Below are 18,452 nucleotides of genomic sequence, written 5' to 3'. Positions count from 1 at the left end.
AAAATCCTCATCAATATTCTCATTATTTTAGGCGAGATTTTATGACAGCATTAAACAACCAGAATTTACTGCAACTACGTTTTGTTAACCAAGCAAATATTGATTTGGTTAAGCCTTCTTTTGATAACCTGCCTGCAAATCCATATGCAGATGGTGCCTTTCGTAAACGTCGTTACTCAGTAGTTAAAATGCAAAATGGTGAAATAAAGTTACAACAAACCAAAGCATTTGTTCAAGACGATTCAATTAATACTTTTCAAGGTAATGTAGAGCGTACTTACGAAAACCTAGAGCAAAGTTTACTTGAATCAGAAGGCATGAAAAGCATTGTAAATGAGTTTCGCCAACTTACCGGTATTGATGAACAGCGTGATATTGAAATTCATCAGTTCCGTATGCTTGCTATTAATAGTGATACGCCAGCAGCACCAGAAGGCGTGCATCAAGATGGTTTTGACCATGTATGTATATGCGGTGTTTCTCATGAAAATTTAGAAGGTGGCGAGCTACTTGTATACGAAAACAAGCAAGCTGAGCCTTGTTTTAAAATGGAAATAAAAGACGGCATGTTTGCATTAATAAATGACCGTCAAGTGTGGCACAACGCAACACCTATGAACAAAATTGATGCTAGCAAACCAGGTTACCTGGATTGTTTTGTATTAACGTCTTAAGGAAGTTAGGCATGAACATAACGCAATTACGTGAGCAGTTTCCTGCATTAATGCAAAACGTTGATGGTAAATCGCCAATATTTTTAGACGGACCAGGTGGCTCGCAGGTACCAACATCGGTGCTTAATGCGATGACAGCTTATTTAGGTCATTATAATTCGAACTTAGGTGGCGCGTTTTTTTCAAGTGATAAAACAGTTGAGTTGATGGCGAATGCGCGTCAAGCAGCCGCTGATTTACTTAATGCACCTAGCTCACAACACATTGTGTTTGGTCCAAACATGACCAGCCTAACATTTAGCTTTAGCCGTGCTATTTCACGCGACTGGCAGGCTGGCGATGAAATAATTGTAACCAATGCCGATCATTTCTCAAATGTATCGTCGTGGCAGCAAGCTGCAGAAGATAAAGACGTAAAGGTAAATACAGCGCTTATTAATGAAGCTGATTGCAGCTTAGATATGGTGCAATTTGAAAGCTTATTAAACAGCAACACTAAGCTTGTAGCGGTAACTTACGCTTCAAATACCACAGGTTCAATTAATAATATTAAACGTATTGTTGAGCTTGCTCACGCTGTAGGCGCACTTGTTTATGTTGATGCCGTACATTACGCACCGCACGAACTTGTTGACGTGCAAGCGCTTGATTGCGACTTTTTAGCCTGCTCTGCATATAAGTTTTTTGGCCCGCATTTAGGTCTGGTTTACGGTAAAAAAGAACATTTAGACGGGTTTACACCTTATAAAGTTGAGCCAGCTAAAGACGTAGCACCAGGTCGTTGGGAAACCGGCACACAAAGCTTTGAAGCCATGGCGGGTTTTATCGCGGCTGTTGATTACATTGCAGCAATTAGCGAACTTGACGATAGCCATTCACGCCGCGAAAAGCTAAGCATAGCTTTTGCTAAAACTAAACAACACGAAATGGCGCTTAGTGAGCACTTTTTAACGCGCTTGGTAAACTATCCACGCATTAAGTTGTTTGGTATTGATGACTTTGATCGCTTAAATGAGCGTACACCTACTTTTGCTTTAATTTTTGAAGGGCTTGAGCCGCGCGCCGTTTCAGAATTTTTAGGTAAGCAGCATATTTGCGTGTGGGATGGTAACTTTTACGCGCAAGGTTTGTGCAAGCAACTAGGTGTGCTTGATAAAGGCGGTGTAGTACGTATTGGTTGTATGCACTACAACACGATTACTGAACTTGATAAGCTATTTGACTTATTTGATGAACTACTCGGTTAATCATGTAAGTTTTGGTGCGCTAACTCTTTGGCGCACCGTATATTTGTTCTGCGCGGTTAAACAGTACCCACGAGGTTAAAATATACTTATCGTTTGATACTGGCTTATTACCTCTGTGGGTATGTGTAAAGTAGCCAGGAGATATTACCATAGTGCCTTTTTTAGGTGCTATTTTACGATTTTGATAGTAAAACTCCGTTTCACCGCCTTCATCAACATCGTTTAAATAAAACATAAATAACAACACGCGATGCAAAGCTTCATTGTGCTGTAGCTGCGGGTAAACTTCACTATGCCAGTAAGGGTAGCCACCTTTGTTTACTTCATATTTTTGCGCTTGAATATTACCAAGTCTAAAAATTTGCTGCACTAGCAAAGGTAATTGCGGTTTACCCACTTCTTCAAAATTCTCTTGGGTTAAATCGACTACTTCACCTGTTTTTGGGTGATAGACCTTTAAGCCAAACGCCCCAATCATCATAAAAATATGCTCTTCAACATACTTAAAAACATGCTGTGCAGTCGTTTGTTGTATATGTTTTAATTGTTGTGCATATTCGGGGTGATTATTTAAGTGTAGGTCGTGACTGTCTTTTTTCTTTAAGTCGACACCGCCCGATGTTACCCCTTGTCTTACATGCGGGCTTTGCGCGAATGTGGAAATAAATTCATCGCAAAACTCATCGCTTAATGCGTTATCAACAACGCGTATAAAGTCCGTCATGGTTTACCTTTATATAATTATTATTGGATTTTTATGTTTATTGAAAAAGTGATGCCGCGCTTTAGCGAAACAGATGCACTCGGACACATTAACAATACCGTACTCCCTGTATGGTTTGAAGTCGCACGTGGACCTATTTTTAAGTTTTTTACACCGGACTTAAACCCGCATGATTGGAAATTGATTATCGCCAAAGTTGAAGTGTCGTTTGTGGGCGAATTATTTTATGGCCACGAAGTGACCGTAAAAACCTCTGTAGAGCATATAGGCACTAGCTCTTTTACGCTTAGACAGGAAGCATGGCAACACAATAAATGCTGCGCAATAGGCAAGGCTGTGATGGTGAGGTACGATTTTATTGCTAAATCAAAGCAAGCGCTTAGCATTGACGAAAAAGCGGCGCTTAACGAGCATATTACTGCTGAGTCATAACTTGCTAATAAATGACCTTTTAGTGACAAACGCTTGGTTTGTCATATTCTTAGCATAATTGAATGCTAAATTAATCCTCTTAAATACAACAGCTAACACAGTTGTTTTTACTTTTGAATTAAGAGGTTTTTAAGGTCATTTTATGATTATCGAATCATTTTTTGAAAAGTTATATACCGAGCACAATAGTGAACTAAACCGTAGAGTCCGTGATTTTTTTGGGGCAAGCCTTAGCGACCATGAAGATTTAGTGCAAGAAGCATTTAGTAATATGTTATCGCATCAGCATATTGATAAAATAGAGTTTCCGAAAGCTTATCTGCTTCGTTCAGCTATTAACATTGGTTTAAATTATCGTTCTCGTTTTAAAAACACTCAACATTTTTTAGACGATACCCGCGATAATATTGATGAACCACTATGTACACAAGGTAGCCCTGAGGATCTATGTAGCATGAATTTGCGAATTGAATATATTTCAGATGCGATGAATACGCTTACAGATAAGCAGCGAGACCTTATAGTACGTAGTCGTATTCATGGTGAAACATATCAACAAATTAAAGTGGCAACAGGGTTTAGCCTAGGTGATATAAGCCGTCAAATGCAAAGTGCTATTGAGCAATTGCATAGCTACATAAGTGCCAAAAATGCGTGACTAAGTTCCCTAGTCACGCTAATCCTCTCCTTGTACGCGTTATTATATAGAGCCATAGGTTATCTTCGTTTTATTGCGGTTATTTAATAGGAAGAACCATTGAAGGCTGCCTCCCTTGACCATTAATTTTAAGTTGGGTTGGCGAAAATTCAAGAGTGCTAAATGCAGTTGTATCGGTATCAAGCATCGCATGAAAAGTTACAAAGTGAATGCCGTCTTTTTTTGCGTAGTTACCTACATGGTTATGACCATTAAACCATGCTTTTACGGTTGAATACTGGCTAATAAGGGTTAGCACTTCTTGCGCGTTCCATAGGTTATGATTGTTTTCCGGAAAAATAGGAAAATGACTCAGTAGCACAACAGGTTGCTCTTTTACTTGCGCTACTTTTAGCTTCTCTTCTAACCACTTAAGCTGTTTTATACCAATTGCGCCATTCCAATCTTCATGCCCTTTATATTGAGAGTTAAACAAAGCCATATTTTGTTGATGTTTTTTACTATTTTTAGGCCATGCGTAAGTGCTCACATCGTTGCCATCTAAAGCAATAAAGAGCCAATTATTTATTTCAAAACTGTAGTAGCGCGATGGCATGTTTAAAGTGTTAGTTATGCGCATTTTAAACTTATCATCTACCGAGAATTCATGGTTTCCTAATACATGATAAAGGGGAGTATTAAGCGATGATGATATTGTATTTAACGGAGTAAAACTTTTAAATTCACGGTCGATAAAGTCGCCTAAATGCAATACACCCGATAAAGGGTGTTGATTAAATTGCTCAACCGCAGTGCTGAACTTTTGAGGGCAAGATGTATAGTGTCGAGTACCTTTATTGGCTTGTTCTGCATATTGGCAATCGGCAATAACACCTAAAGTAAATGTGTCATTTGCAGCAATTGATGGGCAACAAACCAAAAGCAGGAATAAATTAATAAGTAATGAAACAGTGTGTTTTTGCATAACTTTTTTCCTTAAAGTTACTGGCTGCAAAAGCAGCCAGTTTAGAGGTGAGAGCTAAAATTTATACGACATACCTAACGCAAAATTACGACCACTTTGTGAGTAAGATTGGGTTCTGTGATCGAGGAATTGTCGAATCGCTTCGTCGGTTAAGTTCGTTGCTTCAAAGGTTATTTTTACTTGCTCTGTAATATTCATGAACGATTTAAAATCAACAAACGTTGTTTCATCGTATCCGGCAACAATGTTTTGCTCTGAGCCTTCCCCTGTAATGTATTCATCACGATAAGAGCTCGATACACGCATGCCCCAATGCGGCGTTTCATAATAAAGGGTAAAGTTGTGAGACAGCTCAGACAAGCCAGGAGGAGTAACACTGATGCGCTCACCTTCGTTAAACAAAATAGTTTCGCCATCTGCAATGGTTACATTACCGAGCATTCCTAAGTAATTAAACGGCTCGGGTAAAAAATCAAAGTCCATTTGAAACGCAACTTCTAAACCAGTAACATCTGTAGAATCACCATTTATAGGTTGTGAAACGGTAAACTCAGATTGCGCATTTACGCGCGGGTCAAAATCTAAAAACTCTAGAGGGTAACCCGTTTGCTCATACGGTAGGGTCACTGATTGCTGGACAATAAATGACTCCATATCTTTATGAAATAATGCAATAGCCAAGCTTGACGAATCACCATAAAACTCAAATGATGTTTCGAATGAATCAGCAACAAAACGCTCTAAATTAGGGTTACCAGCACTAATAAATTGATCTGCAACGCCCACTTGCCCAGCCGCTTTTAATTGATTTAAATTTGGTCGAGAAATATTGCGATTTGCACCAAAGCGGACTAACCAATTATCAGAAATATCAGCAACAACATTTAAGCTTGGTAGTAAATCGGAATAGGTTTTACTAAATGCAATTTGCTCAAAACCTGCTCCTGTATTAACTTCCCCGCTCGATGTTTGTTCAGTTTCGTACCAACGCAAACCTAAGTTACCTCTAATTGGGAAGTTACTTATTTCGGTGTTCCATAAATACTGTGCATAAACCCCAATAGTATCTTCTTCAATTTGATATACAGTACCAGGGCGATTATGAGAGGCGTCTAACTCTCGAGAAATTAAACCTGTTGCAACAACACGCTCAAAAGTAGCTTGGTTATCTGCAATAACATAGTCATGTAATATTGGGATGTTTGTTATTTGGAAAACAGCTTCAGGTGAATTTGGGTTGTTTTCCCAATCAACACGGTCTCTGCGTTCAAAGCCATCTGATTGATAATTTTTAGACTGTAGACCAAACTTAAATGAATGCACATCATTGAGTTCGTAATTAAAATCGACTTGATACGTGTTGTATTCATTGCTTATTTCATCTTCGCGGACATCAGTTCGCATTAATGCCCACTGGTCAACGTCGGTAATATCAAAGTCGTAAGTATTTTGACCATATTTAGCATTGCGCCAATCAACAGAAAACGCATGGTCGACAGATTCACTAAACACTTTATCGTTTATAGGTTGCTCAAAAGTAGATTTTGATAAACCAAACATGGTTGTCATGTATAGTTTATCGGTTAGTTCAAAATTACCACTGAGTGATATTTGGTGAAAATCAGTTTCGCCAAAACTTACCTTTGACTCGGTACGTAAATCAAGACCTTCAAATGAGGCGTATACTAAATCGTCACCTTCAATAGCTGCACCAACGAGTAACTGATTTGCCGTCACATCGCCAGTAAATGCGTTTGTGCCCGCTGTTGATAATTGGTTCTCAATGCGATCGTTAGATAGCTTTCCGTACAAAATATCCAAATCAAAAGACATTGCATCAGAAGGTTGCCACTGAAATGCAGCGGTAATACCGGTACGTTTACGTGTATTAGCCCAAGATGCAATGTTATTAGCGCGAGATACAAACACTCGGTCATTGCCCGTGGCGTTAACTAAACGGTTTTTGATATCGCCATCAACTGAATCTGCAACATTATCATCACCAAAGCTCGCTTGTTTCCAAGACCACACATGATAGCCTTCTTCAATTGTATCTACTTCAGAATAAGCAACCGATACGAGCGCACCAAAATTCCCCCAAGTATTTGATATCAAACCAGCAAAGCGAGGGTCTGAATGCTCTGTTCTATCATTATAAATACCTTTTACACTTACAGCACCTTGTAGCCCTTCTTCCGAATTATCAAAAGGTTTTGCAGTATGTAAATCAACAGTACCGGCAATACCTCCTTCATCTAATGACGCATCATACGATTTATACACATCTACGCGATTAAACAGTTCTGAGGCAAAAATACTGAAATCAAAATCTCGAGAGCGAGATGCACCACCACGTTGGTCAATACCTGAATCGCTTGTAAAAAGTGCTTCCATGCCATTTAAGCGTGTGCGTGTAAAATTAGGGCCTAAGCCACGTAGCGATATTTGACGACCCTCACCTGAGTCGCGTGAAATAGATACACCTGGTACACGCTGTAATGACTCAGCTAAGTTGGCATCAGGGAATTCGCCAATGTCTTCAGCTAATATGCTGTCTTGCGAGCCAATGGCATTTTTTTTGAGTTCTTTACTACGGGCTAGGTTAGAGCGGTAGCCTGTTACCGTGATCGCTTCCATTTCCTGCTGAACTTTATCACTTTGAGCTGCATGTATAGGGCTGCTTGCTAATATGAATGTGCCAGATACAGCGCTAACTAATATGCTCAGTTTATTAAGTTTAAATGGGATCATAATTCCTTTCTTCTCTCAGTTAATGTTTATAAATACTAAAAACAAAGTGCACACGCAGCGATTAAGCTGGATTAAATGGTGCAGACATCAACTAAACAAAGTAAGGCTGAAAATTTTCCAAATAAAAGAGTGGTTTAATAAAACTTTAACATATGTCGATTGGTTGGGTTTTCTTAAGTCTATGATTGTATTTATCTTTTTATTTATTTTGACGTGTTAGTTAATTAGGTGTGATTTTTAGAGGGTTAAAAACAATAAGTATTTAATTTACTCGCCTTATGTAAATAATAATGGCAGCTGTAAATTTTTGTCGAGAAATTTTAACGTATTTAGATTGAGTTACAGGCTTCAATTATATACTATTTATATTATATATTGTTGCGCCGTTATAACAGGAAATGTTAATTCGGTAATTTGATTGGAGAATGCGTGTGACATCTATTGCCAATAACCAACCTTTACAAGTTATTCAGCTCAGTGATAGTCAAAATTTAACAGCTGAAATTTTGCCATTTGGCGCAATAATAAAAAGCATTAAATTTAAAAAACAAGAAATGACGCTTAGCGTCGATGATCCTCAATATTATTTTGAAAACCCATTTTATCTTGGCGCTACAGTAGGTCGATACGCTAACCGCATTGCAAAGGGGCGTTTTAACTTATCTGGTACGAAGTATCAATTAGAAGCAAATAACGGCCCTAATAGCCTGCACGGCGGCGTTAAAGGCTTTAATAAAGTACTGTGGCAAGTAACCAAACAAACTGAAAGTGAAGTTGAGCTTTATTATTGCTCGCCCGACGGCGAACAAGGTTTCCCTGGGCAGTTGCAGGTTTGGCAAACTATTAGCGCTAAAAACGGCGAGCTTACTCTGCACTTTAAAGCGCTAACCAATAAAGAAACGCTCGTTAACTTTACTAACCATTGCTACTTTAATCTTGATGGCAGCGAATCAATCTATGATCATTGTGTTCAAATTAATGCCAGTCACTACCTTCCTATCGATAAAACCAGTATCCCGCTTAATGAAGCGGCACTAGTTACAGGTACTTGCTTTGATTTTACCAAACCAACTCAAGTTGGTGAGGCATTAAGTGCCGTTCATTCACAGTTAGAAGCTGGAAATGGCTTTGATCACTGCTATATTTTTAATGATGACAGCAGTTTAAAGACGATGGCTACATTAACTTCGCCACACACGAAGGTTAATTTAACCCTTAAGAGCACTCAGCCAGGTATGCAGTTATACACTGCTAACTTTGTAGGTGCGCCTTTTAAAGCACGCCAAGCTTTGTGTTTTGAAGCGCAAAATTGGCCTGATGCGCCAAATCGTGAAAACTTCCCCAAAGCAAATTTATTGCCGGGAGAGGGTTACGAACAGGTTATTATTTACGCATTTTCTGAGTGAATACAGCATCCTAATGTTAATTTAAAGAAAATAAAAAGAAAAAATACAGTAATTAAATGCTATCTATAGTTTAGGAAAAGGTTGCACTTTTTACTGTTTTAAAGTATTTATAATATAAATAGTATTTGAAACTATATGCACCACCACAACGACACAACGACTACACACAATCAGGAGTTTTTAAAAAATGATAATCAACAAGAAGTTATCGTTCAACAAAAAAACCGCGCTTAGTATTGCTATCACAGGCATATTGGCAAGCGGCAGCTTTGCAGCTCAAGGCGCTGAAGGTGACACACCTAAAGTAAATGAAGATGTTGAAGTTATCGCAGTAACGGGTATACGCAGCAGCTTACGTTCATCAATGTTAGATAAAAAAGCCTCTAATGTTGTTACTGACGGGATTAAAGCAGAGGATCTTGGTAAATTTCCTGATTTAAACGTAGCAGAATCTCTGCAACGTATTACAGGTGTAGCCATCGATCGCAGTGGCGGTGAAGGACAAGCAGTTACAATTCGTGGTTTTGGTCCACAGTTTAATACGGTTCTTGTAAACGGTCGTCAAATTGCGACAGACAGTGCAGGTCGTGAATTTAATTTTGATGTATTAGCGGCGGATCAAATCACCGGTGCTGATATTTATAAGAGTAATACAGCAACTCTTCAAGAAGGCGGCATTGGTGGTACGGTTAACGTAACTACAGCACGCCCTTTTGATTTTGGTGGTTTACATATTTTAGGTTCAGTTAAAGGTATGTACGAAAGCCTTTCTGAAGAAGTATCTCCATCAACATCATTCTTAATAAGTAATACGTTTAACGATGACAAGCTAGGTGTGCTTTTTGCCATCACTAATCAACAACGTAAACTTCAAAATAACCAAATTTTAACGGCAGGTTGGCGCGGTGGCCAAACAATTTCTAACCCAACGGATGGTGTATTGTTTGAAAATGCTTACATTCCACGTAACTGGGACCAAGTAGTTGATGAGCAAGACCGCGAGCGTACAAATGCAAGTTTAGTACTTCAATACGCACCGTCTGACGATGTTACGATTACTGTTGATGGCATGATTTCAAAATTCGAAGTTGACTCAACAGTACGCGATTTAGCATCTTGGTTTGAACCAGACCGCGTAGGCAGTGCAACGATTGATCCAGAAACAGGTACTCTTTTAACTTTCTCTCAAGAAGTTGGTTTAGGCGCGCCAAGTGGCGACCCTGCAAGTGACTTTGTATCGCATACACGTAATTCACGTGATGTAACTAATAAAGCATTTGGTATTAACGTTGATTGGCAAGTAAACGAGTCATTAAAAGCTAAATTTGATGTATCTCGCTCAACAGCCGAAAACGACCGTGCTGGTAGAGATCGTTTTAACGTAGTGGGTATTATTAATAGCTTCAGTTTTGATGGCACAGGTGGCGTTCCAACTGTTCAGCATGATGGATTTACAAATGGTTCATTGCCTGATCCAAGCTTAGCGCGACTTCATTACAACGAAATTGGTAATCAATTTACAGATGAAGATGAAATTACTGAAGTAAAAGCCGATTTTGAATATGTGCCAGATAAAGGCCCAGTTGAGCGTATTAACTTTGGTGCTTATCGCCAAGAGCGTGAAAAATCAAGCTTTCAAATCTTTGGTAGTCAATGTCAGTTCTGTGGTTATGGTACACAAGCACCACTTGATGCAATTGATTTTGAAGCATATACAGCGAGTAACTACTTCCCTGGTTTGATCGATACATTTTATAGCTACGATGGCGATAAAATGCTTGATTACTTAGCCGATCAAGGTTTCCCAGTAGAACCAACACTACAAAATAACCGTTACACAATTAACGAAGACATCACTAGCTTATACATGGACTTTACGCTTGGTTTTGACCTAGCTGATATGCCAGTAACTGTTAATATGGGCGCACGTTACTCAGAAACTGATATTGAAGTTGCTGCAATACAAAGCTTTATTAGCGATGTAATACCAACATCTGACGCAACATTGTTTCAGAATGTTTTTGGGCCTGCAACGAACATCGAGCAAGGCACTAGCTACTCAAACTTGTTACCATCTTTCAATGTTAAGTTAGAGCTACAAGACAATATGATTTTACGCTTTGCGGCGTATGACAGTATTACTCGTCCAACGATGTCTCAGCTATCTCCTGCGACAAACTTTAACGAGCCACGTCGTCAAAACTTAACGGCAAGTGGTGGTAATCCAGCACTTAAACCATTCCAATCAGAAAACTGGGATATTTCTTACGAGTGGTACTACAACGATGCTAACTTATTTAGCTTTGCAGTATTTAGTAAAGAAGTAGATGACTTTATTGTTACCCTAACAGGTGCCGAAACATACGAAATGTCTGATCGTTCAGGCCCTGATTTTGCGTGTACTACATGTACAGATCAAACAGATGACGAACTTATTGGTAGTTCAGAAGTTTACACTGTAAGTCGTCCTCAAAATGGTGAGTCTGCAACTGTAACCGGCTTTGAAGTCGGTGTTACTCACATGTTTGAAAATGGCTTTGGTTTTATTGCTAATGCAACCGTTGTGAATAGCGACATTAGTGTGGGTGACGATACTACACAAACATTTGCACTAGAAGGTCTTGGGGATTCACAAAACTTAATATTTTTCTATGAGCAAGAAAACTGGCAAGCACGTGTTGCATTTAACAACCGTGAAGGCTTTTTACGCTTAGTTGATAACGGCTTTAACGGTGAACCAGTGAACGTAGAAACTTACGGCCAGTGGGATATTAGTGCAAGCTACGATATTAACGAAAACTTCACTATTTTTGCAGAAGGCATCAACATCACTGAAGAAGAGTTGGTGCAAACAGGTCGTTTTGCTAACCAAATCTATTCAGTAGAAGATAATGGCTCACGTTACGCGTTTGGTATTCGCGGATCGTTTTAATTAATGATGGAGGCGTATTTTTTCGCCTCTTAGTTTTCATTACAGCACCGAGGTGCTAATACCAATTAGGTTAATTTAGCAGTAATGTATATTAGTTAACCTAATTGGCTAAAATGAATTCACATTAAATCAAAATGCCCTAACGGGCATTTGCTGTATAAAACGTTATCAAAAAATACTCAAAGAGTAGTCCATTATGAATAAAGTAATAAAAACAGTAGCGGTAGTTGGCGGTGGTACAGCAGGATGGCTGAGCGCTGCAATTATAGCTTCGTATCACCAAGGTCAAAATGGTGACGGCTTAAAAGTGATGTTGGTTGAATCGTCAGACATTCCAACTATTGGCGTAGGTGAAGGTACCTGGCCCACGATGAAAAACACACTTCAGCAAATAGGCTTGCGTGAAGTTGATGTGTTTAAAGCCTGTAATGCTACCTTCAAACAAGGCGGGAAGTTTGTAAATTGGACTCATGGCAATAATGACTTTTACTACCATCCATTTACTGTACCGCTAGGCTACGGCCGTATAGATTTAGCCCCATATTTAGATAATGTTGAAGACTTTGCACAGCAAACTAATTTTCAACATGATATTTGCGAAGCAAGCTTAGCCCCAAGAGGTATAGCGCAAGGTGAATATCAAGGTAATTGTAATTACGCTTATCACTTAGATGCCGGCGCTTTTGCAGAAATGCTTAAACAGCATTGTAAAAGTAAGCTTGGCGTAGAGCATATTATTGGTACTGTTGATCAGGTAAAGCTTGATGACGATGGTGCAATAAATGTGCTTACTCTAAAAGGTCAAACCCGCACTATAAACGCCGACTTATTTATAGACTGTACTGGTTTTTCATCATTGTTATTAGGCCAAGCGCTCAACGTACCGTTTAAAAAAATGGACCACGTGCTATTTAACGACAGCGCACTGGCTATGCAAGTCCCTTACGATGAAAACGAGCAGCTTCTTGCCAGCCATACCATAGCAACAGCGCAAAACGCTGGATGGATTTGGGATATAGGTTTAACGCATCGCCGAGGTGTAGGACATGTATATTCAAGCAAATTTTTATCAGACGATGAAGCAGAGCAAAACCTAAGAAACTATTTAGGCGATGCAGCAAACGGTTTAACTGCCCGTAAAATTAGTTTTGAATCAGGATACCGTGAGAAGTTTTGGCATAAAAACTGTGTTGCTATTGGTATGTCAGCAGGGTTTGTAGAGCCGCTTGAAGCAACCGCTATTATGCTTGTTGAAATTTCAGCACGCTTTGTAGCAGAGCACATGCCAGCAGACACACAAGTAATGCCTATTGTAGCTAAACGCTTTAACGAGCAGATGGATTACCGCTGGCAGCGTATTATCGACTTTTTAAAGCTGCATTACATGCTAACCAAGCGCCCAGAACCTTACTGGCAAGCACATGTACAGCCCGATACTATCCCACAAACCCTGCAAGAAGATTTACTTCTTTGGGGAAGCCGTGGCCCGCTTATTCAAGATTTTCATGGCGCATTAGAGTTATTCCCTGCTGCCAGTTATCAGTATGTTTTGTACGGTATGGGCTTTAAGCCTGACTTTACTAAACAAGCATATTTGTATTCACAACATGTGCAAGCCAAACAAATAATTGAACGTAACAGCCAGCTTACACAGCAGATGTTGCAAACTTTGCCGCCTCACCGTGCTTTTATAGAGCAGTGGTTAGCAGCTAACCCAGTTTAAGGATGTGTAACTATGGCTATTAGTGAACTAGTAAACACCAAACACCAAACATTAAAAATTAACCCCAATGCAGCCGTTGAATACGCAAAAACGCAGCATTTAGTTAATTTAAGAGCAAATGAAATAGCAAAAGCAGCCTGTGACTTACCTATTTTTTTAGCACGTAATACACAAAATGGCAGTTATACAGTATCAGCGTTAACCAGCTTTAGTGCAGGTCAAAGTTTATTGGTTAATAACAACCAATGGCAGGCACTTTACACGCCGGTATGTATGCAAACCCAGCCTCTTTATTTAATGACCCGAGAAGCAAATAGTAGCGATTATTTTATTGCGATTGATGATCAAAGCTCAGCCGTAAACACGCAGCAAGGTGAGGCACTATTTGATGCTAAAGGTAATCCGAGTTTATTTTTAAGTGCACAGCAAAAACTGTTAGAAAGCGACTTAAAAAATGACTATCAAACGTATCAATTTACCCAAGAAGTTGCGCGGTTAGGGCTCATTAAAAATATAGATATTGTATTGCAGTTTGAACAAGGCGAAACCCAAACTATTCAAGGTTTGAGCACCGTTGATGAAGACAAACTGCAAACATTAAATAGCGATACCGTTGCAAACTTACACAAGCAAGGTTACTTGAGCGTGCTTAACAGCATGCTTATTTCACTGTTTCAGTTAAATGCATTGGTAAAGCTGCATAACCAACGTCCCGAACTTATGCCTTTAAAGCAGATTAAGTTAGAACTAAGTCGAGATGCGCACGCGCTGTAGCGTGCACTTTTTTATTACACAGACATTGCGCATAACGCGTAGGAGACACACACATGTCAGATAACATTTTACAGCTGGTGGTTTTTGTTTTTGTCACCGCTTTAATTGGTGGCCTTACTTATTGGAAATGCCGAGGCCAAAATCGCAATAACGGACAAAGCCAAACCAAAGAGTATTTTTTAGCGGGCGGTGGTCTTACTTGGATGTTTGTTGCAGGTTCAATCACATTAACTAATTTAAGTACTGATCAGCTTGTAGGTATGAATGGTAACCAAATGGCTTTACTGGTTTGGTGGGAGCTTGCAGCAATTATAGGTTTGATTATTTTAGCCAAAGTGTTCATTCCTGTTTATTACAAATACAACTGTACTACCACCACAGAGCTTTTAGAAAAGCGCTATAACAACAAACATATTCGCGCTGTGATTGGTGGTTTATTCTTTTTAGGTAATGCACTTATTTATATGCCAGCGGTTATTTATTCTGGCGCGCTATTTATGCAAACCATGTTTAAGGTTGATATTCCGCTAATGTATATTGCCACCGCATTTGCCATTATTGGTGCTGTTTATGCGTTTTTTGGTGGCCTGAGAGCAGTTGCTGTATCGGATACCTACAATGGCATACTTGTACTAGGCATGGCTGTTTTAGTCGTGTTTTTAGCACTTAATGCGATTGATTATGACTTTACGGGTATTCCAGAGGAGCGCTTAACACTCATAGGCGATGCTGATTCACCTATTCCGTGGCCAACACTTTTAACCGGTATGATCTTTATTCAAATGTATTACTGGGGTACTAACCAAACAATCACACAGCGAGCAATGGCAGCACCTAATGTTAAAGAAGCGCAAAAAGGTATATTTGCAGCTGCGGGTATTCGTTTTTTAATCGTCCCTGCAATTGTGGTATTACCGGGTATTATTTCGTTTAAACTTTATGGCGATATTGGCGACGCTGCTTATGGTCGAATTGTGGGTGATGTAATGCCAGCATGGTTAACCGGTGTGTTCGCAGCGGCAATGGCAGCAGCAGTACTCTCTACTTACAACAGCTTATTAAATTCAGCTACAGCACTATATGTGTGTGATATTCACGAAGCGTACTTTAATAAAGAGCCAAGTGTTGTAAAGCTAAGTGGTTACGTAACATTGCTACTAACAAGCTTAACACTGGTACTTGTACCAATTTACCAGCAAGCAGATAGCATTATTAACTTACTACAGCAATTAAATGGCTTGTTAAGTATGCCTATATTCTCTATTTTTGTAGTGGGCTTATTATTTAAAAATGTGGATGCACGTGCAGGTATTGCAGCAGTAATTTTAGGTGTTGTAATGTACGGCATGCTTACATTTGCAAACTCACCACTACATACTGACATTCATTACATTCACTTAATGCCAATTACACTGATTGTATGTGTCGCTTTTGCATTGATAGTAAATAAAGTGGTATTTGGTTTAAATGCGCAGTGGGCAGGTAAAACACCAGCACTTGATGACGCAGGCCAAGCACAAGTACAAAAATAACGTATAAATAGTTTAAGCTGAAAAAATCGGTCATGGGGAAACTCTGGCCGATTTTTTTATATGTATTAAAAGCAACATGAGAACTTCAAAGCTAAGGTTAGTTTAATACTTTTTATTACAGTGATACTTCCAGTGAGTTTATCTGACTATTTGCGATGTAAAGACTATCAAAACCTAATTTATATGATATATACTATTATTATTGAGTGTCACCGTCTGATAGATTGTGGCTCAAGCAAAGAGATACATTTACTACATAGTGTAGCTTACTAATTTTCGTTATATTTATAACTCACACAATGAACAAGAGGATAGGAAAATCATGGCCGACACTAAATCATTTTATCGATTAGACAGTGTAAACAGCACCGTTATTTTCGACTGCCAGAGCAAAACACCGGCGTTACTGTACTTTGGTAAACGCCTATCTGAGCAAACAACAGAAACAATGCTAACTCAGCTTGCTACGCGTCAAGAAGTAAAATGTGCCGTGGTTGAAGAAGCGCCTATTTCTCTATCTCCGTTATTAGGCGAAGGCTTTACTGGTGCGCCAGGGCTTGAGCTAGTAAATGATTCAATCGCATGGTCAGTAGGGCCAGAGCTTCAAGAAGTTCGTCAGCCTTCAAGTGCGACAGTTGAGTTTGTAAGCGTAGATAAGCTTCGTGGTATTGAAGTAGTGCACAGCATTACACTTGATAAAAACACTGATGTACTAAGCGCACATACTGTATTAACTAATTTAGGCGACTTACCGCTAAGCGTTAACTTTTGCGCCGCGCCAACATTTCAATTGCCAGATAGCGTAAGCAAAATAGTGAGCTTTGAAGGTCGTTGGTCAAACGAGTTCCAACGTCAATCGGTTGATTTAGTCTTAGGCAGTTTTGTTCGTGAAAACCGTAAAGGCAAAACATCACACGATGTATTTCCTGGTTTATTAGTGCATAACGAAAATGCAGGCGAGCAGCACGGCGAATGTTACGGCTTTCATTTAGGTTGGAGTGGTAATAATAAACTACGCGCAGAGCTTTTAGCTGAAGGTCGTCGTTACGTGCAAATGGGTGAGCTATTACTACCTGGTGAGCTTACGCTTGCTAAAGGTCAAACGTATCAAAGCCCGAGCATTTATGGCTCGTTTTCGAGTGAAGGTTTTAGTGCGCTTTCTCGTAATTTTCATCGTTTTGTTAAAGCTAATTTACTTAGCCAAGCACAGCGTGAAAAAACGCGTCCTGTGCATTACAACACATGGGAAGGCATTTACTTTGATCACGACGTAGATACGCTTAAGCAGCTAGCGGACAGAGTAGCGCCGTTAGGTATTGAACGTTTTGTACTTGATGATGGTTGGTTTAAAGGCCGCCGTGGCGATAACGCTGGTTTAGGTGATTGGACAGTAGATTACAAAATTTACCCAGATGGTTTATCACCAGTCATAGATCATGTGAATAGCTTAGGTATGGAGTTTGGTATTTGGTTTGAACCAGAAATGGTTAACCCAGATAGTGATTTATACCGCGCGCATCCTGATTGGGTTTTAGGCTCTCAAAACAACGAACAGTTAAGCTTTAGAAATCAGCTAGTACTTGATTTAACGCGCTCTGAGGTTGTTGAGTACCTATACAAAGCAATTGACGATATTTTAGTTGAATACCCAACTATTAAGTACATTAAATGGGATATGAACCGCGATATTAACCATGCGGGTAATTTTGATGGTAAGCCAGCAGTGCACCAGCAAACATTAGCACTTTATCGTTTAATTGACCGTATTAAAGCGGCGCATCCAGGGCTTGAAATAGAAAGCTGTTCGTCAGGTGGTGCACGTGTAGATTACGGCGTACTTGCACACACAGACCGTGTATGGACGTCAGATTCAAACGATGCGCTTGATCGCCTTGAAATACAGCGTGGATGTTCGTTCTTTTTCCCATCGTCGGTTATGGGTGCACACGTAGGCCCACGCGATTGTCATATCACAGGGCGTAATGTAAGTATTGAAATGCGTGCTGCGGTATCAATGTTTGGCCACATGGGAATCGAAATGGACCCACGTGAACTGAACGATCACGAATACAATGCACTTAAAGCGGCAATAGCACTTCATAAAGAGCATCGTGAGTTTATTCATAGCGCCGATTTATACCGCCTAGATAGCGACGATTTATCAATTAACTTTGGTTTAATCGATGAGCAAAAAACAAAAGCGTTATTTGCCTATAACAGCGTTCGCGAAACACCGCGTACAGCGCCTAATAAATTACGTTTTGTTGGCCTAGATGGCGATGCGCAGTACACACTTAATTTAGTGTGGCCGGTAAAATTTGAAGAGTATCGTCCATCTTCTATTGCTGCGGTAAATGGTCAAACATTTACAGGTGAAGCGCTAATGCAGTTTGGTTTACAAATGCCAATATCATTCCCGCAAACATCGCTTATATTTGAGCTTAATAAAGCTTAAATTTAACTAAGAGCAGTAAAAGGCGCTAATCGCTTTTATACTGCTTAGCTTAGCTTAGCTTAGCTTAGCTTAGCTTAGCTTAGCTTAGCTTAGCTTAGCTTAGCTTAGCTTAGCTTAGCTCAGTTTAGATATCAGTAGTCAGCTCTATATTGTTTAGAGCTGACTTTTTTATAGCCTTTG

The 18,452-nt window shown here is 39.6% G+C and carries 13 protein-coding genes; 10 read left to right on the top strand and 3 right to left on the bottom strand.

Going from position 1 to position 18,452, the window contains the following annotated elements:
* Positions 1 to 41 precede the first annotated feature (41 nt).
* Together GQR38_RS13465 and GQR38_RS13460 are read left to right on the top strand one after the other, a co-directional pair.
* Positions 42 to 674: a 2OG-Fe dioxygenase family protein gene (locus tag GQR38_RS13465; protein ID WP_007579988.1), complete on the top strand. Its 633-nt coding sequence runs from the start codon at positions 42 to 44 to the stop codon at positions 672 to 674.
* An 11-nt stretch (positions 675 to 685) separates the two neighbouring features.
* The gene (locus GQR38_RS13460; RefSeq protein ID WP_165722232.1) at positions 686 to 1,921 is read left to right on the top strand and encodes a cysteine desulfurase-like protein; all 1,236 of its coding nucleotides are present in this window, start codon (positions 686 to 688) and stop codon (positions 1,919 to 1,921) included.
* Between the two features lie 19 nt (positions 1,922 to 1,940).
* Here the strand turns inward: GQR38_RS13460 and GQR38_RS13455 are convergent, their stop codons facing one another.
* On the bottom strand, positions 1,941 to 2,645 hold the full coding sequence (locus tag GQR38_RS13455; protein WP_165722231.1) for a 2OG-Fe(II) oxygenase: 705 nt from the start codon (positions 2,643 to 2,645) through the stop codon (positions 1,941 to 1,943).
* Positions 2,646 to 2,678: 33 nt separating this feature from the next.
* Between GQR38_RS13455 and GQR38_RS13450 the strand changes: the two genes are divergently transcribed.
* Together GQR38_RS13450 and GQR38_RS13445 are read left to right on the top strand one after the other, a co-directional pair.
* Entirely contained in the window at positions 2,679 to 3,077 is a 399-nt protein-coding gene (locus GQR38_RS13450; protein WP_165722229.1) for an acyl-CoA thioesterase, read from the top strand.
* A 142-nt stretch (positions 3,078 to 3,219) separates the two neighbouring features.
* On the top strand, positions 3,220 to 3,735 hold the full coding sequence (locus tag GQR38_RS13445) for a sigma-70 family RNA polymerase sigma factor (RefSeq protein ID WP_024593443.1): 516 nt from the start codon (positions 3,220 to 3,222) through the stop codon (positions 3,733 to 3,735).
* 79 nt (positions 3,736 to 3,814) lie between these two features.
* On the opposite strand, the gene GQR38_RS13440 is transcribed toward GQR38_RS13445, so the two are convergent.
* Complete coding sequence (locus GQR38_RS13440) at positions 3,815 to 4,699, bottom strand: metallophosphoesterase (protein ID WP_165722227.1); 885 nt, start codon at positions 4,697 to 4,699, stop codon at positions 3,815 to 3,817.
* A 54-nt stretch (positions 4,700 to 4,753) separates the two neighbouring features.
* Positions 4,754 to 7,450: a TonB-dependent receptor gene (locus GQR38_RS13435; RefSeq protein WP_165722225.1), complete on the bottom strand. Its 2,697-nt coding sequence runs from the start codon at positions 7,448 to 7,450 to the stop codon at positions 4,754 to 4,756.
* 431 nt (positions 7,451 to 7,881) lie between these two features.
* Between GQR38_RS13435 and GQR38_RS13430 the strand changes: the two genes are divergently transcribed.
* The 6 genes from GQR38_RS13430 (at position 7,882) to GQR38_RS13405 (ending at position 18,272) form a co-directional block, all read left to right on the top strand.
* Positions 7,882 to 8,856, top strand: a complete 975-nt coding sequence (locus tag GQR38_RS13430; protein ID WP_165722223.1) for an aldose epimerase family protein — start codon at positions 7,882 to 7,884, stop codon at positions 8,854 to 8,856.
* A gap of 187 nt (positions 8,857 to 9,043) precedes the next feature.
* Entirely contained in the window at positions 9,044 to 11,788 is a 2,745-nt protein-coding gene (locus tag GQR38_RS13425; RefSeq protein WP_165722222.1) for a TonB-dependent receptor, read from the top strand.
* A gap of 196 nt (positions 11,789 to 11,984) precedes the next feature.
* Positions 11,985 to 13,511, top strand: a complete 1,527-nt coding sequence (locus tag GQR38_RS13420; RefSeq protein WP_165722220.1) for a tryptophan halogenase family protein — start codon at positions 11,985 to 11,987, stop codon at positions 13,509 to 13,511.
* A gap of 12 nt (positions 13,512 to 13,523) precedes the next feature.
* Positions 13,524 to 14,285: a SapC family protein gene (locus GQR38_RS13415; protein ID WP_010554817.1), complete on the top strand. Its 762-nt coding sequence runs from the start codon at positions 13,524 to 13,526 to the stop codon at positions 14,283 to 14,285.
* 53 nt (positions 14,286 to 14,338) lie between these two features.
* On the top strand, positions 14,339 to 15,817 hold the full coding sequence (locus tag GQR38_RS13410) for an SLC5 family protein (RefSeq protein ID WP_007580003.1): 1,479 nt from the start codon (positions 14,339 to 14,341) through the stop codon (positions 15,815 to 15,817).
* Positions 15,818 to 16,139: 322 nt separating this feature from the next.
* Complete coding sequence (locus GQR38_RS13405; RefSeq protein WP_165722218.1) at positions 16,140 to 18,272, top strand: alpha-galactosidase; 2,133 nt, start codon at positions 16,140 to 16,142, stop codon at positions 18,270 to 18,272.
* Positions 18,273 to 18,452 lie beyond the last annotated feature (180 nt).

This window comes from Pseudoalteromonas sp. c7(2019), assembly GCF_011378625.1.
Taxonomy (GTDB): Bacteria; Pseudomonadota; Gammaproteobacteria; order Enterobacterales; family Alteromonadaceae; genus Pseudoalteromonas; species Pseudoalteromonas arctica.
The sequence above is the reverse complement of the archived record's forward strand: the minus strand, read 5'-3'. Positions and strand labels throughout refer to the sequence as shown.